Consider the following 18,288-nt stretch of genomic DNA (forward strand, 5'->3'; position numbering starts at 1 on the left):
CCCCCATGGCAGAAGCTGCTGCAGCCGGCAAGTCCGGCAAGGTCGTCATCAAGAACATCGGCTTGCTGCTGTCGGGCGACATCGACAAGCCCATCCTTGATGCCGACACCATCGTGGTGAACGACGGCCTCATCGTCGCGGTCGGCAAGGAGAAGGACTGCGACCTCGAGGGTGCGAAGACCGTCATCGACTGCAAAAAGACCTGCGTCGCTCCCGGCCTGATCGACAGCCACGTGCACCCGGTGTTCGGCGACTGGACGCCGCGCCAGAGCCAGCTGGGCTGGATCGACTCGACCATGAACGGCGGCGTGACGACGATGATCTCGGCCGGTGAAGTGCACCTGCCGGGCCGGCCCAAGGACATCGTCGGCCTGAAGGCGCTGGCCATCACGGCGCAGCGCGCGTTCGACAACTTCCGCCCGGGCGGCGTGAAGGTGCTGGCCGGCGCGCCGGTGATCGAGAAGGGCATGGTCGAGAGCGACTTCAAGGAGCTTGCCGAGGCCGGCGTCGGCCTGCTCGGCGAAGTGGGCCTGGGCTCGGTCAAGGCCGGCTACGAAGCGAAAGAGATGGTGGCCTGGGCGCGCAAGTACGGCATCCAGAGCACGATCCACACGGGCGGGCCTTCGATTCCCGGCTCAGGCCTGATCGACAAGGACGTGGTGCTGGAGGCCGACGCCGACATCATCGGCCACATCAACGGCGGCCACACCGCGCTGCCCGAGGCGCATGTGTGCGAGCTCTGCGAGAAGAGCAGCCGCGCCATCGAGATCGTGCACAACGGCAACGAAAAGGTCGCCATCGCTGCAGCCAAGGCCGCGCTGGAGCTCAAGTGCCCGCACCGCGTGATCCTCGGCACCGACGGGCCGGCCGGCTCGGGCGTGCAGCCGCTGGGCATCCTGCGCATGGTGGCGATGCTGTCGTCGATCGCGAACATCCCGGCCGAACTGGTGTTCTGCTTTGCGACCGGCAACACGGCCAGGATCCGCAAGCTCAACTGCGGGCTGATCGAGGTCGGCCGCGATGCCGACTTCGTGTTCATGGATCGCGCCCAGCATTCGCCGGCTCCGGGCCTGCTCGAGAGCGTTCAGCTCGGCGACATTCCGGGTGTCGGCATGGTGATGATCGACGGCATCGTGCGCTGCGGCCGCAGCCGCAACACGCCGCCAGCGACCGAGATTCCGGTCGTCCTGTAGGCCCGGCGCGGGCTACCTGCGGCCGGCGCCGGCGCTCGGCGTCGAATAGTCGTAGCGCGGCCCGGGCCCGACCGCGATCGGCGGACCGAGATCGCCGGCGGGCACTGCCGCCGGTGCATCCTGCGATGCGACATACGGCTCGCGCGGCCCCGGCCCCGGCACGATCGGCGGCCCCGCATCCCGGAACTGCGGCGAGGACGTGACCGCGGGCGGCCGGGACGGCATGACCCACGCGCCGCCTCCCGGCGCAGCGACCTCTTCTTCCTCATTCCACACCGGCTGCCGGCTGCGCTCGCGCGAGGCCTGGCGTTGCGCGCCCGCGGGGCGCTGCTGCGCCGTCTCGGGGCTGCGGCGGCGGGTATCGGGATTGGCATCGGTATCGGCATCGGGCGCACGACGGGTCGTTGCAACGCGTGCCGGCGGCGGCGCAGGCGTTGCCGGCGGTGCCGATGCGGCCGCGACAGATTTCTGCGAGGCCGACGCCGGCGCCACGGCGGCCACCAGCGGCGGCGTCGATGCAGCAGGCGGCGCTGGCGGCGCGCTTTGCGACATCGGCGCAGCGCCGCCCTGCCCCACGGGCAGTGGCGGCACGGCCTTGCTGCCGGTCAGCACGTAGACCGCCCAGGCGATGAACCCGAGCATCAGCACCAGTCCGGTCATGCAGAACTTGAACCAGAAGCCGAGCGCGTCCGAAGGTGGTGCATGCAGCGGCATCGGCCGCGAATAATTGGTGCGTGGCGCATCCAGGCCGGTGCCGTGCGGCGGCGGCACCGTTGCGGCCGCCGCGGCTGCTCGCTGCTGGGCGTGCGCAATCGACGGCTCTTCGCCGAGCCGAGCGGCGCATGCCGCGCAAAAAATTGCCTGTGCGCGATTGGGACTGCCGCACGCCGGGCAGACGACCGATGGAGACCTGACCTTGAACATGCGCTTCACTTTGCATGAATACGAAGGCTTAGGTTGTCAGTTTGCATCCAGAGTGCGTGTCCACATGTCACTGAACGCAGCCGCATGCATCTCGTGCTGACGGCCCGATTTGGCGTTGGGGTGGGCCGATGGTGGTGTTCAGCGCGAAACGGTCATGCCGCGTCCAGGATCAGGGCGGTGGGGCACGCTGCGCAGCGAAATAAAGGAGGAGGCCGCAGGCCGGGGGACATTCGCGGAGCAGCGTGCCCCGCCGCCCTGAGCCCACCCCGGAAACTCAGCCCCCCGCAGCACGCGCCTTCGCGTCATCGGACACCGCGCGCGCACAACCCGCCGAGAACAGCAGGATCGCCGACGAGAAGTAGATCCACATCAGCAGCACCACCAGCGAACCGGCCGCGCCGTAGGCCGACACCACGGCCGCGGTCGAGAGATAGAAGGCCAGAACATGCTTGCCGAGCGTGAACAGGATCGCCCCGACGGCGCCGCCCAGCACCAGATGACGCAGCGCCGGCTTGGGGCCGCTGCTGAGCCGCATCAGCGCCGCAAACAGACCCGTGACGAAGGCGAACGAAACCACCTCGTTCACCACCTTGAGCAACGCCTCCATCGGCAGCCAGGTGCCGGCCCAGCCCGTCGCCAGGTTGAGCGCCGTGGTGACCGCGAGCGACATCAGCAGCAGGAATCCGAACACCAGGATGTAGCCGAGCCCGCGCAGCCGGAGCGACGCCTTGTGCCACCAGGGCACTTGAACCGCCGCCTCGCCGCCATGCCGCCAGAGCCGCTCGATGGCCGATTGCAGCTCGGTGAACACGCCCGTGGCGCCCGAGATCAGCAGGGCGAAGGCGATCACCGATGCGATGATTCCTTCCTTCGGTTCCTGCGCGCTCGTGATGGCCTGCTTGATGACCTCGGCGCCGCGCTGGCCGACCACGGCGCTGATCTCGCTGATGAGGCGGGTCTCGACGAACTCGCGGTCCAGCCACCAGCCCAGCACCGCGACCAGCAGCACCAGCAACGGCGCCAGGCTCAGCATGCCGTAGAACGACATCGCCGCGCTCATGCGCAGGCCGTCCGCCTCGCTCCACAGCGTGCCGGCGCGCCAGAGCGGCAGCAGGGGGCGCAGCGGCGCAGCGAGGGTCTTGAGGAACTCCGTCAATGCTTGAACACCAGGTAACGTGCCGACACGAAGTTGACCACCAGACCGGCCGCGCTGCCAAGCGCAACGCCGATGGCCGCCACCCAGGGACCCGAGAGCCAGTGCAGCGTCAGCACGTAGACCGCATAGTTGACCGCCGCCCCCCCGAGCATGGCCGACAGGTAGGCCACGTACTCGCGCAGCAGCGAGGCATGGGGCGCCGCATCGGCGAAGGTGTAACGGCGATTGACCTGCCAGGTGACCGTGGCCGCCGCCAGGAACGAGAGCACGCGCGCCGCGTACCAGCCCAGCCACGGCGCCGCGAGGTACAGCACGGCCACGTCGACCAGCAGCCCCAGCAGCCCCGCAACGAGGAACCAGCCGAAGCTGCGCGCCGCCTTCATCGGCCGCGGCCGTACCGGACGACGGACAGCACGCCCGGAATGGCCAGGTAGCGCAGGCGCTTGGCCTCCTGCCGGCCGACGGTGACGGTATTGAGCACGATGCCGCACACCAGCGAGAGCATCGCGACCAGCACGGTGCCGGTGGCCAGCACGGCGGTCGGCAGGCGCGGAACCAGGCCGGTACGCAGATAGGTGACGACCAGCGGCTCGACCAGCACCAGCGCGCCCAGGGTCAGCAGGCCGGCCACGATCGAGAAGAACGCCAGCGGCCGCTCGCTGATGAAGAGCCGCGTGATGGTGCGCAGGATGCGCCAGCCGTCGCGGTAGGTCGAGAGCTTGCTTTCGGATCCTTCGGGCCGCGACAGGTAGCGGCAGGGCAGCTCGGCATAGGGCATGCGCAGCTCGAGCGCGTGCACGGTGAGCTCGGTTTCAATCTCGAAGCCGCGCGCCAGCGCCGGGAACGACTTGGCATAGCGGCGCGAGAACACGCGGTAGCCCGACAGCATGTCGGTGAAGCCGCCACCGAACAGGTTCGCGACGGCACCGGTCAGCAGCCGGTTGCCGAAGCGGTGGCCGCGCCGGTAGGTCTGCGCATCCCGCTCGTCGTCGACCCGTGCGCCCACCACCATGTCGAGGTTGCCCGCCACCAGCATGTCGACCATGCGGTGCACCTCGCCCAGGTCGTAGGTCGCGTCGCCGTCGACCATCACGTAGACATCGGCATCGACGTCGGCAAACATGCGGCGCGCCACGTTGCCCTTGCCACGCAGCGCCACGTGGGTCACGTGTGCACCTGCGGCGGCGGCCACGGCGGCCGTGTCGTCGCTCGAGTTGTTGTCGAACACGTGGATCTCGGCCTCGGGCAGCGCAGCGCGAAAGGCCTCGATCACCTGCCCGATGGCCAGCGCCTCGTTGTAGCAGGGGATCACTGCGGCTATTCGCAGTGGAGGCAGCGGGGACGCTAGGGGCTCGGTCATGGCGAGGTCGGAAGAATGCGGTAGGCCTTCACGCCGTCCTTCTCGGTGATGAGTTGGAAGTAGCGGTCGAAGTCGGGTTTGGTGTGAATGTAAGGCGCCAGCGCGGTCTGGATCACGATGCGGCTGAACTGCTGGTCGCGCAGCTTGCGCGCCATCTGGTCGGCCGGCAGGTAGACGAAATCCGAATAGCGCCAGGGCCCGAAGATATCGCCCCAGACCGGGTTCGGCGCGAAGTAGAGCGAATCGTTCAGTGCCACCTGGTAGAGCTTGCCCTCGACCGGATGCGCGCGCAGGTGACTCAGCACCTCGTAGCCCGGAATGCGTTCGCGGAAGAAGGCCTCGCGGCTTTCCGGCGTGGGCGAGATCATGCGCACGTTGCGCGCGCTGTGCGAGAGGGATGTCGCGACGAGCGCGGCGATCAGCACGCCGCCGGCAATCTGCGGGGCCCTCGCCGGCAGTTGCCAGCGCCAGGCCCGGCCGATCCAGGTAAACAGTTGGTGCCAGCCCACCGCCGCCATCAAGGCGATCAGCGGGTACGACGGCAGCAGGTAGCGCGGGTAGCGCGAGGTCACGCCCCACACCAGCAACGCCCAGGCGCAGAACACCACGGCAGCACGCACGGCGGGCGAGCGCTTCCAGGCCAGGCTGAACGGCGCCAGCAGCACCGGCCACAGCATCACGTTGGGCGGACTCGCATGGTGCTGCTGCACATCGATGATCTGCTGCGCGTAATCCGCGGCGTTCCAGTTGGTGAAGCCGAACAGGCGCGCGCCGATCGGGTTGAACGGATCGCCGGTCATGAGCGCATTGCGCGCATACCAGTAGATGCAGGGCAACAGAAAACAGAGCAGGGCCAGCGCCCAGACCTGCGGCCGGCGCTCGCGCCGCACCACGAACACCGCGACCAGCGGCAGGAAAATCAGCGCCTGGTACTTGGAGCCCGCGGCCACGCCGAGAAAGAAGGCGGCCAGCGCCAGCCAGCGCACGCCGCGATCCGGCGCCGCCGCCTCGTGCCACCACCAGAGCGCCACGAAGGCCGACAACACCAACAGCGCCACGCCCATGTCGATGTACGAGTTCGGGTAGTCGCCGAGCGCCAGCCAGATCGCCGCGCCGATGCAGGCCACCAGCCGGTTCACGTGGCGCAGCCCGAGCCGGTAGATCATCACCACCGACAGCCAGCCCGCCAGCGCATGCAGCAGGTGCGTGAACACGTCGTCGTAGACCTGCAGCGCGGCCGCATAGAGCAGGTCGTAGTTGTACGGAAACCAGGGATAGCGCAGCCACTCGTACACGCCCATGCGGCCGCTCTCGGCCAGCTGCCGCGCATAGGGCAGGTGGTACATGATCTCGTCGAACGCCACCGGCGGCGCAAGCGGCGCCGTCAGCGTGGGCAGTGCAACGCATGCCAGCGCGGCCAGCGCAAAGCGGTCACCCCGCGTGAGGGCGGGCGCCGCGGCGTCCGGTTGCCGCCGCCAGGCGCGCCATTGGAGCGCGCCGGCCAGCGCACCGGCCGCCACCAGCACAAGAACCGCGCCGCGGCTCAATGCACCCGCCAGCGCCAGTGCTTGCAAGGCGACGACGAACAACCCCAACCCGAGCGCCGTGGCCATCGCCGTTTCGAGCCACCGGTCGCGGTGTGCAGGCGCCGCCAGGCGCGAGAGCAGCAGCCGGCCGAAGCCCCAGCAAGCCGCCACGAACACCGCAAAGGCCGCGTAGTGTGCGGCTGCAAAAACAAGCTTCTGAATAACGACTCCCGGATGCGGCGTCAAAGGTTGGGCGCCAGCAGGCGCTCGAGGTCGGCCTCGCTGGCCTGGCGGCGCCGGGCCTGATCCACCAGCTGGTCGTGCCCGATCTTGCCGACGTTGAAGTACGTGGCTTCGGGGTGCGCCAGATAGAAGCCGCTCACGCTCGCAGCCGGCAGCATGGCCAGGCTCTCGGTCACACTCATGCCGATGTCGGCGCAGTGCAGCAGGTCGAACATCGGGCCCTTGACGCTGTGGTCGGGGCAGGCCGGATAGCCGGGCGCCGGGCGAATGCCGCGGTACTTCTCGGCAATCATGTCCTCGTTGCTCAAGCCCTCGTTCGTCGCATAGCCCCAGAGATCGGTGCGCGTGCGGTGGTGCATGGCCTCGGCAAAGGCTTCGGCCAGGCGGTCGGCGAGCGCCTTCAACATGATGGCCGAGTAGTCGTCGAGGTCGTCGATGAAGTACTTTTCCTTTTTCTCGATGCCGAGGCCGGCGGTCACGGCGAACACGCCGACGTAGTCCTTGATGCCGCTGTCTTTCGGCGCCACGAAGTCGGCCAGGCAGCGGCTCGGGCGCATCACGCCCTCGATCACCTGTTTTTCGGCTTGCTGGCGCATGCCGTACCAGGTGAGCGCGACTTCAGTGCGCGACTCGTCGGTGTAGAGCACGATGTCGTCGTCGTTCACCGTATTGGCCGGCCAGAAGCCGACGATGCCGCTGGCGCTGAGCCAGCGGCCTTCGATCAGGCGCTGCAGCATGCGCTTGGCATCGGCATACACGCGCACGGCCTCGGTGCCGACCACCTCGTCCTTCAGGATCGCAGGGAACGGCCCGGCCAGATCCCAGGTCTGGAAGAACGGGCCCCAGTCGATGTACTTGGCGAGCTCGGTCAGGTCGAAGTTCTTGAACACGCGGCGGCCGAGGAACCGTGGCACGGTCGGCGTGTAGGCCGACCAGTCGACCGGCGTCTTGTTGGCACGCGCCTTCTGCAGCGGCCACAGGGTGACCTGCTTCTTGTTGGCATGCTGGTGGCGCACCTTGTCGTAGTCGGCGTTGAGTTCGTCGATGTACTTCGTGGCCTGGTCGGAGAGCAGCGACTGCGCCACGCTCACGCTGCGCGAGGCATCGGGCACGTAGACCACCGGGCCTTCGTAGTGCGGCGCGATCTTGACCGCCGTGTGCACGCGGCTGGTGGTGGCGCCGCCGATCATCAGCGGGATCTTCTTGATGCGGAAATGGTCGTCGCGCTGCATCTCGCCCGCGACGTACTGCATCTCTTCGAGGCTCGGCGTGATGAGGCCGCTCAGGCCCACGATGTCGGCGCCCTCGACCTTGGCGCGCGCCAGGATCTCGTGGCACGGCACCATCACGCCCATGTTCACGACCTCGAAGTTGTTGCACTGGAGCACGACGGTGACGATGTTCTTGCCGATGTCGTGCACGTCGCCCTTGACGGTGGCGATGATGATCTTGCCCTTGGTGCGCACGTCGCGGCCGGCGGCTTCGTCGCGCAGCTTTTCTTCCTCGATGTAGGGCAGCAGGTGCGCCACGGCCTGCTTCATCACGCGGGCCGACTTCACCACCTGTGGCAGGAACATCTTGCCCTGGCCGAACAGGTCGCCGACCACGTTCATGCCGTCCATCAGCGGGCCTTCGATCACGTGCAGCGGACGGCCGCCCTTGGCGAGGATGTCCTGGTAGGCCTCTTCGGTGTCTTCGACGATGAACTCGGTGATGCCGTGCACCAGCGCGTGGGTCAGGCGCTGGCCGACTGTCACGGGGGCCTCGGGCGTGCCGCGCCAGTCGTTGCGCTTGCTCTCGTCCTTGGCGCCGCTCTTGGCGGTTTCGGCCACTTCGACCAGGCGCTCGCCGGCGTCGGGCCGGCGGTTCAGGATCACGTCCTCGACGCGCTCGCGCAAGGTCGGCTCGAGGTCGTCATAGACACCGACCATGCCGGCATTGACGATGCCCATGTCCATGCCGGCCTTGATCGCGTGGTACAGGAACACGGTGTGGATCGCTTCGCGCACCGGGTCGTTGCCGCGGAAGCTGAAGCTCACATTGCTGACGCCGCCCGACACCTTGGCGCCGGGCAGGTTCTGCTTGATCCAGCGCGTCGCCTCGATGAAGTCGACCGCGTAGTTGTTGTGCTCCTCGATGCCGGTGGCCACCGCGAAGATGTTGGGGTCGAAGATGATGTCCTCGGCTGGAAAGCCGATCTCGTCGACCAGGATGCGGTAGGCGCGCTCGCAGATCTCGACCTTGCGCTGGTAGGTGTCGGCCTGGCCTGTCTCGTCGAAGGCCATCACGACGGCCGCTGCGCCATAGCGCCGCAGCAGCTTGGCCTGGTGCTTGAACTGCGCCTCGCCCTCCTTCATCGAGATCGAGTTGACGATGCCCTTGCCCTGGATGCAGCGCAGGCCGGCCTCGATCACTTCCCACTTCGAGCTGTCGACCATGATCGGCATGCGCGCGATGTCGGGCTCGCTCGCGATCAGGTTCAGGAAACGAACCATCGCCGCCTTGCTGTCGAGCATGGCTTCGTCCATGTTGATGTCGATCACCTGCGCGCCGTTCTCGACCTGCTGGCGCGCAACCGCCAGCGCCTCTTCGAACTGGCCGTTCAGGATCATTCGCGCAAAGGCCTTCGAGCCCGTCACGTTGGTGCGCTCGCCGATGTTGACGAACAGCGAGCCCTCGCCGATCGTGACCGGTTCGAGGCCGGACAGCAGCATGGGGGGAACGGGGACTTGGGACATGGCACTCACCTGTGTGAATCGGATCAGCAGGTGAGCGTCGTTGCGGGAGACCTGGAACCCCAAGCCTGACATCTCCGCGCGGGGGATGTTGCAACGCTCCTTGGGAGCGCGGATTTTAAGTCGTCTTGCCCAGGGCCGGTTCACAAACCCCCGGCCGCCCTGCGCTGGCCCCCGCGGCCGAGGCCGAGGTCGGCAGGCCGAACACGCGATCGAAGGCCCAGTTGAAGGCAAAGGTGTAGACCAGGAAGAACAGCACCAGGCCAAGGTCCATCACCAGGGCCTCCCACAGGCTCACGCCCAGCCCCCACGCGAACATCGGCACCAGGAAGGCGATCAGGCCGCCCTCGAAGCCGATCGCATGGGCGATGCGCCGGCGCACGCTGCGCCCGCGCGCGGCCTGGCGCGACTCCCAGCGCTCGAACAGGGTGTTGAACGCGAGGTTCCAGACCACCGCCACGACCGATGCCGCCACGGCCAGCGCGCCCGAATGCCCCAGCCCCTGGCCCGTCATGAGCGACAGGCCGCCGGCGGCCGCGACGATGGCAATGCCTTCATAGAGGCTGATGTAGACGACTTTGCGTTGAATTCCTTGCATGGAATCGACTTTATGACGCAAGAACTGATATAAAAAGTCATCTTCTTTCAGATAACTTGATAGACAACCCCATGGCCTTTTCCAGCGACACGGTCGAAGTCTTTCTGGCGGTGATCGACCGCGGCTCGTTTTCGGCCGCCGCACGGTCGCTCGGCCGCGTGCCTTCGGCCGTGAGCATGACCATCGCCCATCTCGAGGCGGAACTCGCCCTGCCACTGTTCGACCGCAGCGGGCGCGAGCCGCGCCCCACCGCGGCGGCGCGCTCGCTCGAGCCGCAGGCGCGGCTGCTGGCGGCCCAGCTGAAGGCGCTGCAGGTGCAGGCGCTTGGGCTGACGCAGGGGCTCGAGAACCACCTCACGCTGGCGATTGCGCCGGAATTGCTGTCTGCACCCTGGAGCGCGCCGCTCGCCGCGCTGGCGCAGGAGCACCCGCTGCTCGAAGTCGAAGTGCTCGCGGCACCCCAGGCCGATGCGCTCGAAATGCTGCACACCGGCCGGGCCCAGCTGGCGCTGGTGTTCGAGCGCCCCAGCATCGACGGGCGCGAAGGTTTTCAGGAGGTCGGAAGCGAATTGCTGGTGGCGGTAATCGCGCCGAACCACCCGGTGTTCGTCGCAGCCGGCCGGCGCCTGCGCGAGCAGCACCTGACCAACACGCGGCAAATGGTCGTGGCCGGCCGCGACCTCGCATCGAGCGATCCGCGCCTGGTGTTCGCGCGGCACATCTGGCGCAGCGACAACGCCCAGGCGGCGCTCAGCCTCATCAAGGCGGGGGTCGGCTGGGGGTGGCTGCCGCGCAGCTTCGCGCAGCCCCATGTGGCGGCCGGCGAACTGGTGGAGATCGAGTTCGAGAACCTCTCGAACGGGCTCGATCTGTGGGTCGACGTGGTGTGGTCGAAGGAGCGCCCGCTCGGCCTGGGCGCGCAACGCTTCATTCAGCTCATCCAGCGCGCCGACAGGAGCGAGGGCGCACTGGTGGCGCCCGCCGCCTGAAGGTTGTCAACCCCCGTCGGGCCTCTGCGCGCCCGAACCATCCCCGAGATTGGGCCGAGCGCCCGGGGGGGTGTACGGCCGCGGCGCCTGCGGCACGTTGACGTTGGGCGGCGCCGGCGGCGTGGGTACTGCGCCCACGTTCGGCCGGCCACCGCCTTGCTGCGGCGGCATGACGCCCGGGCCGGGATGACCGATGCCGGGGCCGGGTTGTGGCGCGCGGAAGCCCGGATCGCGGGGTGGCCGTTGGCCATCGCCCGGGTGCTGCCGGTAGCCCGGATCGGGCCCGTAGCCCGGGCCACCCGGCTGTTGTCGATACTCCGGCTGCGGCCGGTTGTAGCCATGTTCGGGCCTGTCGTAGCCGCGTTCGGGGCGGTAGCCCGGCTCGACCGGGCGCGGTTGCCAGCTCGCCCGCGGCGGCGGGGGCGGACGCCAGCCTTGCTGAGGCGGCGGCGGCGGGCGGTTGCCCCACCAGCGGCGGTCGCCATACCAGGAGCGGTCTCGGTAGTGGTCGCCCCAGTAGCTGCCGATGTTGAAGCTGATGATGGGCACGCCGATGGTCGCGCCGTAGGTGGCCAGCGGCACGTTGCCGCCGCGGTAGGGGTATTCAAGGCGCTGGGCCGCGGCCCAGCCGCGCAGGCCATCGGGCAGCACCACATCGCACCAGCCATAGCCGCTGGTGCAGCCGAGCACTTCGAGCGGCTGGCCTGGCCTGAGCCGGGTGATAGAAGGGTAGTCGTTCGATGGACCGGCGCGCAGATTGACCGGCCCCCGCGTGTAAGCCTCCTGGGCCGCTGCCGCCAGCGGCAGGGCCAGCGCAACCGCTCCCACGGCGAGCCAGCGAGTGACGTGTTGGTTGTTCATGGCGTTGTTTCCTTTGCAATCGAGGGTAGGCCGCGTTCGGGTGTTGTCAATCAGCCCACACCTCCACAGTCAACGCCCGGATGGCGCGTGTGGTGCACGACTGCAACCTCCGGCAATCAGCTTCACCTGCGCTTGACATGGGCGCGACCGCCCCTCGCGCAACAGCGCGGGTCAGGCCGCGGCTTGCGCCTCGCTGCTTTCGCGATAGAACGGCGTGCGCTGCAACGCGCGGCCCGCTACGGCCAAGACCGCGCGGCCGATCGCTGCGATGTGATCGGGCGTGGTGCCGCAGCAGCCGCCGACGATGTTGACCAGCCCCTCGGACGCAAACTCATGCAGCAGCCGCGACGTGACATCGGGCGTCTCGTCGAAGCCGGTGTCGCTCATCGGGTTGGGCAGCCCGGCATTCGGGTAGCAGCTGATGTACGTATCGCCGGCCACCTTCGCCAGCTCCTGGATGTACGGCCGCATCAGCGCCGCGCCCAGCGCGCAGTTGAGGCCGACTGCCAGCGGCTGCGCATGGCGCACGCTGTGCCAGAAGGCGGTGACGGTCTGGCCGCTCAGGATGCGGCCGGAGGCATCGGTCACGGTGCCGCTGATGATCAGCGGCAGCCGGTGGCCGCTGTTGTCGAAGTATTCGTCGACCGCAAACAGCGCAGCCTTGGCATTGAGCGTGTCGAAGATGGTCTCGACCAGGATCACGTCGGCGCCGCCTTCGACCAGCGCCTCGGTCTGCTCGTAATACGCCGCGCGCAGCGATTCGAAATCGACGTTGCGCGCGCCGGGGTCGTTCACATCGGGGCTGATGCTCGCGGTCTTGGGCGTCGGGCCGAGGGCGCCGGCCACGAAGCGCGGCTTGTCGGGCGTGCTGTATTTGTCGCAGGCTGCGCGCGCCAGCTTGGCGGACTCGAGGTTCATCTCGCGCGCCAGGTGGGCCATCTTGTAGTCCTCCTGCGCGATGGTGGTCGCGCCGAAGGTGTTGGTCTCGATCAGGTCGGCGCCCGCTGCCAGGTAAGCCTCGTGAATGTCGCTGATGACATCGGGCTGCGTGAGCGAAAGCAGCTCGTTGTTGCCCTTCACGTCGCGCTCGAAGTCCTTGAAACGCTCGCCGCGGTACTGCGCTTCGTTGAGCTTGAAGCGCTGGATCATCGTGCCCATCGCGCCGTCAAGGATCGCAATGCGCTGCGCAAGGATGCCGGGCAATGCCTGGCCGCGGGTGTAGGTGACGGGCTTCATGCCCCGATTGTAGAAACCGCGCCTTAACGTTGTTCGACGAAGGTCAGCACGGCTTCGAGCATGCGGCGCACATGCGGCTGCACGCCCGCCGCGACCTCGGGCAGGTAGTCGAACGGCAAGGCCTCCTGCATGTAGCTGCACTGCGTCATCTCGAGCTGCACCGCATGGATGCCGCGCGCGGGGTTGCCGTACTGCCGCGTGATGTAGCCGCCCTTGAAGCGGCCATTGAGCACGCCGGTGTAGCCGGGCGCCGAAGCCGCGATGCCCAGCAAGGTTGCCGCGAGCGCCGGGTCGCAACTCGCGCCGTTGGCGCTGCCGAGGTTGAGGTCGGGCAGCTTGCCTTCGAAGAAGCGCGGCAGCACCGAGCGGATCGAATGCGCATCCCACAGCGCGATGGTGCCGTGCGCGGCTTTCAGGCGGTCGAGCTCGGCCTGCAGCTGCCGGTGGTACGGATGCCAGATCGCGAAGCGGCGCGCGGCGATCTCCGGCTGGCCCGGCACGTCGCCAGCCGCGTAGATCGGCGTCTTGTCGAAGGTGTCGACCGGGCACAGGCCGGTCGTGTCCTGGCCCGGGTAGAGGTTCTGGTCGTCGGGCGGGCGGTTCAGGTCGACCACGTAGCGCGAGTGCGTGGCCACGAGCACCGACGCGCCGAGTTCGTCGGCGAAGTCGTAGAGCCGCTCCAGGTGCCAGTCGGTGTCAGGCACATGGCGCGCCTGCGCGGTGAAGCGTTCGGCCAGCGCGGGTGGCACATGGGTGCCGACGTGCGGCATCGAGATCAGCAGCGGGCGGGTGCCCTGGCGGAATCGGAAAGGCGGTTCGGTGGTCTGGAAAAGGCTCATGGCGTGTGGGTCAGCAACTGGCTGCGCGCGGCGACGAAGCCGGCCGTCGCGCTGTCGTGGAGAAGATGGCGCCCGGCCTGCACGCGCGGCTCGCCCGCGACCCACACGGCATCGATCGCGCTGGTGCGGTGGCTGGCGAACACATGGGACGAGAGCATGTCGGCGGCGGGCAAACCGGCCAGGGCCGGGTGCGTGGCATCGAGCACCGTGCAGTCGGCCTGCTGGCCGACCGCGAGGCCGGCAATGCGGCGTCCGGCGGCCTGCGCCCCGCCCTGCACCGCCGCGAGCGTCATGGCCGCGGCGACCTGCGGCTGCGCCGCGTCGGCCGCCACGTTGCGCTGGCGCGTCGCGAGGCGCTGGCTGTATTCGAGCATCAGCAGCTCTTCGGCGGCATTCACGCAGATGTGGCTGTCGGAGCCGATGCCCCACGCGCCGCCGGCCGCACGCCAGGCGACCAGGTCGAAGATGCCATCGCCGAGATTCGCTTCCGTGGTCGGGCACAGCCCTGCGACGGCGCCGCTCGCGGCCGCACGCCGGTATTCGTCGGCGTCCATGTGCGTGGCATGCACCAGGCACCAGCGTGCGTCGACCGGTGCGTGGTCGAGCAGCCAGGCAACCGGGCGCTGGCCGCTCCAGCCGATGCAGTCGTCGACCTCGCGCGTCTGCTCGGCGATGTGGATGTGGACGGGCGCGCTCGCATCGATCGCGGACAGCCCGGCGAGTGCTTCGCGCAACCCCTCGGGCGGCACAGCGCGCAACGAGTGCGGTGCCAGGCCCAGCCGCGCGCCTTGCGCATCGCACAGCGGCTTCAGGCGCTCGAGCAACGCGAGCATCGAATCGGTCGAGCGGATGAAGCGGCGTTGCCCCTCGTTCGGCGCGAGGCCGCCAAAGCCGCTGGTCTGGTAGAGCACGGGCAGCAGCGTGAGGCCGATGCCGGCGCGTTGCGCCGCACGCAGCAGGGCGAGCGCGAGCGTGGCGTCGTCGGCATAGGGCCGGCCATCGGCATCGTGGTGCACGTAGTGGAACTCGCACACCGCGGTGTAGCCGGCCTCGAGCATCTCGACATAGAGCCCGAGCGCGATCGCTTCGAGCTGCAGTGGATCGAGCCGCGAGGCGAAGCGGTACATCAGCGTGCGCCAGCTCCAGAACGAGTCCTGCGCCTCGCCCCGAAACTCCGTGAGGCCCGCGATGGCGCGCTGGAAGGCGTGCGAGTGCAGGTTGGGCATGCCGGGGATGACCGGGCCCGCGGCCACTTGCGCGCCCGGCGCCGGTTGCACGCCGGCTTCGACGCGGGTGAAGGTGCCGGCCGCATCCCACGACAGCGACACGTTCCTGGCCCAGCCGCCAGGCAGCAGTGCATCGGCTGCAAACAGCGTCTGCGTCATGCGCCCACGCCTTCCGCGATGCGGCCCTGCCGCACCACCGTGCGCACCGGCCGCTGGCCGAACCAGTAGGCCATCTCGGCCGGCTCGCGCAGATTCCACAGCACGAAGTTGGCGGGCCTGCCGACCGCGATGTCGCCATGCGTGTCCTGCAGGCCCAGCGCACGCGCCGCATGCCGCGTCACGCCGTCGATCGCTTCGGGCACCGTGAGGCGGAACAGCGTGCATGCCATGTTCACCATCAGCAGCAGGCTCAGCGCGGGCGAGGTGCCGGGGTTGTGATCGGTCGAGACGGCCATCGGCACGCCGGCTGCGCGCAACGCGGCGATTGGCGGCAGTTGCGTGTCGCGCAGCGTGTAGTAGGCGCCCGGCAGCAGCACGGCGACGCTGCCGGCTTCGCGCATCGCGTCGATGCCGGCTTGCGACAGGTGCTCGATGTGGTCGCACGAGAGCGCGCCGTAGCGCGCCGCGAGCGCGGCGCCGCCCATGTCGGACAGTTGCTCGGCATGCAGCTTGACCGGAAGGTCGAGCGCCCGGGCGGCCTGGAACACACGCTCGGTTTCTTCCAGCGAGAACGCGATGCGCTCGCAGAACACATCGACCGCATCCACCAGCCCTTCGGCCGCGAGCGCGGGCAGCATCTCGCGGCACACGAGGTCGATGTAGTCGCTGCTGCGGCCGGCGTACTCCGGCGGCAGTGCGTGCGCACCGAGGAAAGTGGTGCGCACCGTGACGCCATGCGCCTGGCCGAGCCGGCGCGCCACACGCAGCTGCTTGCGCTCGTGCTCGAGTGCGAGGCCGTAGCCCGACTTGATCTCGATGGCGCAGACGCCTTCGGCCAGCAGGCTTTGCAGGCGCGCGCCGGCGCTCGCAAACAGCTCGTCTTCGCTCGCTTCGCGCGTGGCGCGCACGCTCGAGACGATGCCGCCGCCGGCCTTCGCGACCTCTTCGTAGCTGGCACCGGCGAGCCGCATCGCGAACTCGTTGGCGCGCTGGCCGCCGTAGACCAGGTGCGTGTGGCAATCGACCAGGCCGGGCGTGACCAGCGCGCCGCCGCCGTCGTGCAGAGGCAGGCCGGCGTGCGCGGCCGGCAGTGCGGCGCGTTCGCCGATCCAGCGGATCGTGCCTTGCCCGACCACGATCGCCAGCTCGTCGCCGCCATCGGAGCGCAAGCCGGTCCAGAGTCCGTCGGCCGAGGGATGGGCGTCGAAGCTTTTCATGTTGAAGGTATCTCTCCCTGGATCGGCCACCACGCCACCATCGCGAGGCGGGCCGAGCGGCTGGCAGGTTTCACATGCCATTCCTCGACCTGGTCGGCCCACCAGACGCCCTGCCCCTGCGCCAGGTTGCTGCCACCCATGCGCCACTGGCCATCCACGCTCATCAGCAACCCATGACTCACACGCGGCAGCGTCGCCGCTTCCGCGATGATGCGCAGCTCAGCCGTGCCGCGCGCGCGCCGGCCCATCACGTTGAAATCGACGGAGGGCCCGCCGAGCAAGGTGCACTCGACCGCCGCGTCGCCACGGAAGACAAAGGGCTCGAGCGGCGCGGCCATTCGGTGATCGAAGTCGTCGGACTTGAGCCGCACGCCGTCGCCCTCGAGCAGCATGATCTGGCGGTCGACCCCCGCGAACACCGAGAACGGCCCGCTTGCCGCGATGTTGGCGATACTCACGCGCCAGTCGAAGGCATCGAGCCCCGCGCCCGGCGGCCAGTTGACGGCTTCGCGCGTGGCGCCGCCGCCATTCTTCCAACGCATGACCGGCAGCTCGTTGAATGTGAAACGTTGAATGCTCATCGCAGCAGCCCTCCTTGGCGCAGCTTCTGCTCGAAGTGCCGCAGGATCAAGGTGACCGTGCCGGTCAGCACGAAGTACACCAGCGCGATCGCAAGGTACACCTCGAGCGAGCGGTACGAAACGCTGATGATCTTCTGCCCCTCGTGCATCACGTCGTGGATGGTCAGCAGCGACACCAGCGCCGAGTTCTTGATCAGCGCGATGAACTCGTTGCCGAGCGGCGGGATCATGCGCACGATGGCTTGCGGCAGCACGATCTGCCGCATCGCGACGAAGGGCGTCATGCCGAGCGACTCGGCCGCCAGCGTCTGGCCCCGGTCGATCGACTGGATCGCGCCGCGCACGATCTCCGACACATAGGCCCCCGAGTACACGCCGAGCCCCAGCACACCGCAGAAAAACGCCGGCAGCAAAATGCCGAAGTGCGGCAGCCCGAAGAACAGGATGAACAGTTGCACCAGCAGCGGCGTGCCGCGGATGACCGCGACGTAGGCGGTGCAGACCGAATAAAGCCAGCGCCGCGCCGGGTTCAGCCGCCCGATGCCGACCAGCAGGCCGAGCACGCAGCCGAGCAGCAGCGCACAGGCCGTGATCTCGACCGTGACGAGCGCGCCCTGCAGCAGCGCAGACCAGCCTTGCCAGACGGGTGAGAAGTCGAGATCCACGCAAGACTACTTGGCCGTGTTGCTGAACCATTTCTTCACGATGGCGGCATAGGTGCCGTCGGCCTTCATCTTCTCGATCGCGCCGTTCACGGCACTGGTGAGTTCGGGTGAGTCCTTGCGGATCGCCATGCCGTATTCCTCGGTGGTCAGTTGCTCGTCGAGCACCTTGAGGCCGGGTCGCGTGCGCACGTACTGGTAGGCGGCGGGCTTGCCGGTCACGGCGGCGTCGCTGCGGCCGATGTCGACCAGGTTGAACATCTCCTGGTTCTTCTCGACTTCCATCAGCTGCACCTGCGGGTACTTCTCTTTCACGTAGCTGACCGACTTGGTACCGACCTGCACGCTGACCTTCTTGCCGTTCAGGTCGGCCGGCGCCTTGATCGTGGTGTTGTCGGCCTTCACCATTGCAACCAGGCCGCCCGCGTAGTAGGGCGCAGTGAAGTCGACCACCTTTTTCCGCTCGTCGGTGATGTAGATCGCCGACACGGCCATGTCGAAGCGCTTCGAGATCAGGCCCGGGATCAGGCCCTTGAAGTCGATATCGACCCACTCGACCTTGCGACCCAGGGTCTTGCCGATGGCTTCGACCAGTTCGATGTCGAAGCCGGTGCGCTTGCCGTTGTCGACGAATTCCATCGGCGGAAAGGTGGCGTCGGTGCCGACCGTGAGCACGGCCTGGGCCTGTGCCTGGGCGCTGACGCCAAGGGCCAATGCGGCGAAGGCGGTGGCAAGAAGGAACTGGCGGCGGATCTGCATGGTGACTTTCGTTGGAGAGGAAGG

General features: G+C 68.3%; 17 protein-coding genes and 1 riboswitch. Of the genes, 2 read left to right on the top strand and 15 right to left on the bottom strand.

Annotated elements, in window-relative coordinates:
* The first annotated feature begins 5 nt into the window (after positions 1 to 5).
* Positions 6 to 1,193, top strand: a complete 1,188-nt coding sequence (locus tag QTI05_RS08635; protein WP_286623921.1) for an amidohydrolase family protein — start codon at positions 6 to 8, stop codon at positions 1,191 to 1,193.
* Between the two features lie 12 nt (positions 1,194 to 1,205).
* Here QTI05_RS08635 and QTI05_RS08640 read toward each other — a convergent pair whose 3' ends face one another.
* The 7 genes from QTI05_RS08640 to QTI05_RS08670 all read right to left on the bottom strand — a co-directional run bounded on the left by QTI05_RS08640 (position 1,206) and on the right by QTI05_RS08670 (position 9,735).
* Positions 1,206 to 2,117, bottom strand: coding sequence for a zinc ribbon domain-containing protein (locus QTI05_RS08640; RefSeq protein WP_286657798.1), 912 nt, complete (start codon positions 2,115 to 2,117; stop codon positions 1,206 to 1,208).
* A gap of 274 nt (positions 2,118 to 2,391) precedes the next feature.
* Positions 2,392 to 3,273, bottom strand: a complete 882-nt coding sequence (locus QTI05_RS08645; protein WP_353505946.1) for a YihY/virulence factor BrkB family protein — start codon at positions 3,271 to 3,273, stop codon at positions 2,392 to 2,394.
* On the bottom strand, positions 3,270 to 3,656 hold the full coding sequence (locus tag QTI05_RS08650) for a GtrA family protein (RefSeq protein ID WP_286623924.1): 387 nt from the start codon (positions 3,654 to 3,656) through the stop codon (positions 3,270 to 3,272). The genes QTI05_RS08645 and QTI05_RS08650 overlap by 4 nt, the downstream gene beginning before the upstream one ends.
* Entirely contained in the window at positions 3,653 to 4,633 is a 981-nt protein-coding gene (locus QTI05_RS08655) for a glycosyltransferase family 2 protein (protein WP_286540727.1), read from the bottom strand. The genes QTI05_RS08650 and QTI05_RS08655 overlap by 4 nt, the downstream gene beginning before the upstream one ends.
* Positions 4,630 to 6,405 (bottom strand): ArnT family glycosyltransferase, encoded by a 1,776-nt coding sequence (locus QTI05_RS08660; RefSeq protein WP_286623925.1) that lies wholly within the window; start codon positions 6,403 to 6,405, stop codon positions 4,630 to 4,632. Before QTI05_RS08660 ends, QTI05_RS08655 begins: the two co-directional genes overlap by 4 nt.
* Positions 6,402 to 9,140 (bottom strand): methionine synthase, encoded by a 2,739-nt coding sequence (metH, locus tag QTI05_RS08665; protein WP_286623927.1) that lies wholly within the window; start codon positions 9,138 to 9,140, stop codon positions 6,402 to 6,404. Before metH ends, QTI05_RS08660 begins: the two co-directional genes overlap by 4 nt.
* Positions 9,141 to 9,165: 25 nt before the next feature.
* Positions 9,166 to 9,248: riboswitch (S-adenosyl-L-homocysteine riboswitch) on the bottom strand.
* Between the two features lie 7 nt (positions 9,249 to 9,255).
* Positions 9,256 to 9,735, bottom strand: a complete 480-nt coding sequence (locus tag QTI05_RS08670; RefSeq protein ID WP_286540723.1) for a PACE efflux transporter — start codon at positions 9,733 to 9,735, stop codon at positions 9,256 to 9,258.
* Positions 9,736 to 9,806: 71 nt separating this feature from the next.
* On the opposite strand from QTI05_RS08670, the gene QTI05_RS08675 reads away from it, so the two are divergent.
* Positions 9,807 to 10,724, top strand: coding sequence for a LysR family transcriptional regulator (locus QTI05_RS08675; RefSeq protein ID WP_286623929.1), 918 nt, complete (start codon positions 9,807 to 9,809; stop codon positions 10,722 to 10,724).
* A 6-nt stretch (positions 10,725 to 10,730) separates the two neighbouring features.
* Here QTI05_RS08675 and QTI05_RS08680 read toward each other — a convergent pair whose 3' ends face one another.
* The 8 genes from QTI05_RS08680 to QTI05_RS08715 all read right to left on the bottom strand — a co-directional run bounded on the left by QTI05_RS08680 (position 10,731) and on the right by QTI05_RS08715 (position 18,264).
* Positions 10,731 to 11,585, bottom strand: coding sequence for an SH3 domain-containing protein (locus QTI05_RS08680; protein WP_286623930.1), 855 nt, complete (start codon positions 11,583 to 11,585; stop codon positions 10,731 to 10,733).
* A 171-nt stretch (positions 11,586 to 11,756) separates the two neighbouring features.
* Positions 11,757 to 12,821, bottom strand: a complete 1,065-nt coding sequence (locus QTI05_RS08685; RefSeq protein WP_286623932.1) for a homocysteine S-methyltransferase family protein — start codon at positions 12,819 to 12,821, stop codon at positions 11,757 to 11,759.
* Between the two features lie 23 nt (positions 12,822 to 12,844).
* Complete coding sequence (hutG, locus tag QTI05_RS08690) at positions 12,845 to 13,660, bottom strand: N-formylglutamate deformylase (RefSeq protein ID WP_286623933.1); 816 nt, start codon at positions 13,658 to 13,660, stop codon at positions 12,845 to 12,847.
* Positions 13,657 to 15,045, bottom strand: a complete 1,389-nt coding sequence (locus QTI05_RS08695) for a formimidoylglutamate deiminase (RefSeq protein ID WP_286623935.1) — start codon at positions 15,043 to 15,045, stop codon at positions 13,657 to 13,659. Before QTI05_RS08695 ends, hutG begins: the two co-directional genes overlap by 4 nt.
* Positions 15,042 to 16,262 carry an imidazolonepropionase gene (hutI, locus tag QTI05_RS08700; protein WP_286623938.1) on the bottom strand — a complete coding sequence of 407 codons (1,221 nt, stop codon included), beginning with the start codon at positions 16,260 to 16,262 and terminating at the stop codon, positions 15,042 to 15,044. Before hutI ends, QTI05_RS08695 begins: the two co-directional genes overlap by 4 nt.
* A complete protein-coding gene (locus QTI05_RS08705; RefSeq protein WP_286623940.1) occupies positions 16,259 to 16,843 on the bottom strand; it encodes a HutD/Ves family protein in 585 nt (194 codons plus the stop codon). The genes hutI and QTI05_RS08705 overlap by 4 nt, the downstream gene beginning before the upstream one ends.
* Positions 16,840 to 17,508: an amino acid ABC transporter permease gene (locus QTI05_RS08710; protein WP_286540713.1), complete on the bottom strand. Its 669-nt coding sequence runs from the start codon at positions 17,506 to 17,508 to the stop codon at positions 16,840 to 16,842. The genes QTI05_RS08705 and QTI05_RS08710 overlap by 4 nt, the downstream gene beginning before the upstream one ends.
* Before the next feature lie 6 nt (positions 17,509 to 17,514).
* On the bottom strand, positions 17,515 to 18,264 hold the full coding sequence (locus tag QTI05_RS08715) for a transporter substrate-binding domain-containing protein (protein ID WP_286540711.1): 750 nt from the start codon (positions 18,262 to 18,264) through the stop codon (positions 17,515 to 17,517).
* Between the last annotated feature and the right edge of the window lie 24 nt (positions 18,265 to 18,288).

Source organism: Variovorax fucosicus, from assembly GCF_030316825.1.
In the GTDB taxonomy this organism is placed as follows: Bacteria; Pseudomonadota; Gammaproteobacteria; order Burkholderiales; family Burkholderiaceae_C; genus Variovorax; species Variovorax fucosicus.

What these genes read in the sequence shown, in the direction of transcription:
- QTI05_RS08695 (WP_286623935.1), bottom strand. Translation starts at nt 15,045, where the DNA reads ATGACGCAGACGCTGTTTGCAGCCGATGCACTGCTGCCTGGCGGCTGG.
- QTI05_RS08715 (WP_286540711.1), bottom strand. Translation starts at nt 18,264, where the DNA reads ATGCAGATCCGCCGCCAGTTCCTTCTTGCCACCGCCTTCGCCGCATTG.
- QTI05_RS08635 (WP_286623921.1), top strand. Translation starts at nt 6, where the DNA reads ATGGCAGAAGCTGCTGCAGCCGGCAAGTCCGGCAAGGTCGTCATCAAG.
- QTI05_RS08650 (WP_286623924.1), bottom strand. Translation starts at nt 3,656, where the DNA reads ATGAAGGCGGCGCGCAGCTTCGGCTGGTTCCTCGTTGCGGGGCTGCTG.
- QTI05_RS08685 (WP_286623932.1), bottom strand. Translation starts at nt 12,821, where the DNA reads ATGAAGCCCGTCACCTACACCCGCGGCCAGGCATTGCCCGGCATCCTT.
- hutI (WP_286623938.1), bottom strand. Translation starts at nt 16,262, where the DNA reads ATGAAAAGCTTCGACGCCCATCCCTCGGCCGACGGACTCTGGACCGGC.
- QTI05_RS08640 (WP_286657798.1), bottom strand. Translation starts at nt 2,117, where the DNA reads ATGTTCAAGGTCAGGTCTCCATCGGTCGTCTGCCCGGCGTGCGGCAGT.
- QTI05_RS08670 (WP_286540723.1), bottom strand. Translation starts at nt 9,735, where the DNA reads ATGCAAGGAATTCAACGCAAAGTCGTCTACATCAGCCTCTATGAAGGC.
- hutG (WP_286623933.1), bottom strand. Translation starts at nt 13,660, where the DNA reads ATGAGCCTTTTCCAGACCACCGAACCGCCTTTCCGATTCCGCCAGGGC.
- QTI05_RS08675 (WP_286623929.1), top strand. Translation starts at nt 9,807, where the DNA reads ATGGCCTTTTCCAGCGACACGGTCGAAGTCTTTCTGGCGGTGATCGAC.
- QTI05_RS08655 (WP_286540727.1), bottom strand. Translation starts at nt 4,633, where the DNA reads ATGACCGAGCCCCTAGCGTCCCCGCTGCCTCCACTGCGAATAGCCGCA.
- QTI05_RS08705 (WP_286623940.1), bottom strand. Translation starts at nt 16,843, where the DNA reads ATGAGCATTCAACGTTTCACATTCAACGAGCTGCCGGTCATGCGTTGG.
- QTI05_RS08680 (WP_286623930.1), bottom strand. Translation starts at nt 11,585, where the DNA reads ATGAACAACCAACACGTCACTCGCTGGCTCGCCGTGGGAGCGGTTGCG.
- metH (WP_286623927.1), bottom strand. Translation starts at nt 9,140, where the DNA reads ATGTCCCAAGTCCCCGTTCCCCCCATGCTGCTGTCCGGCCTCGAACCG.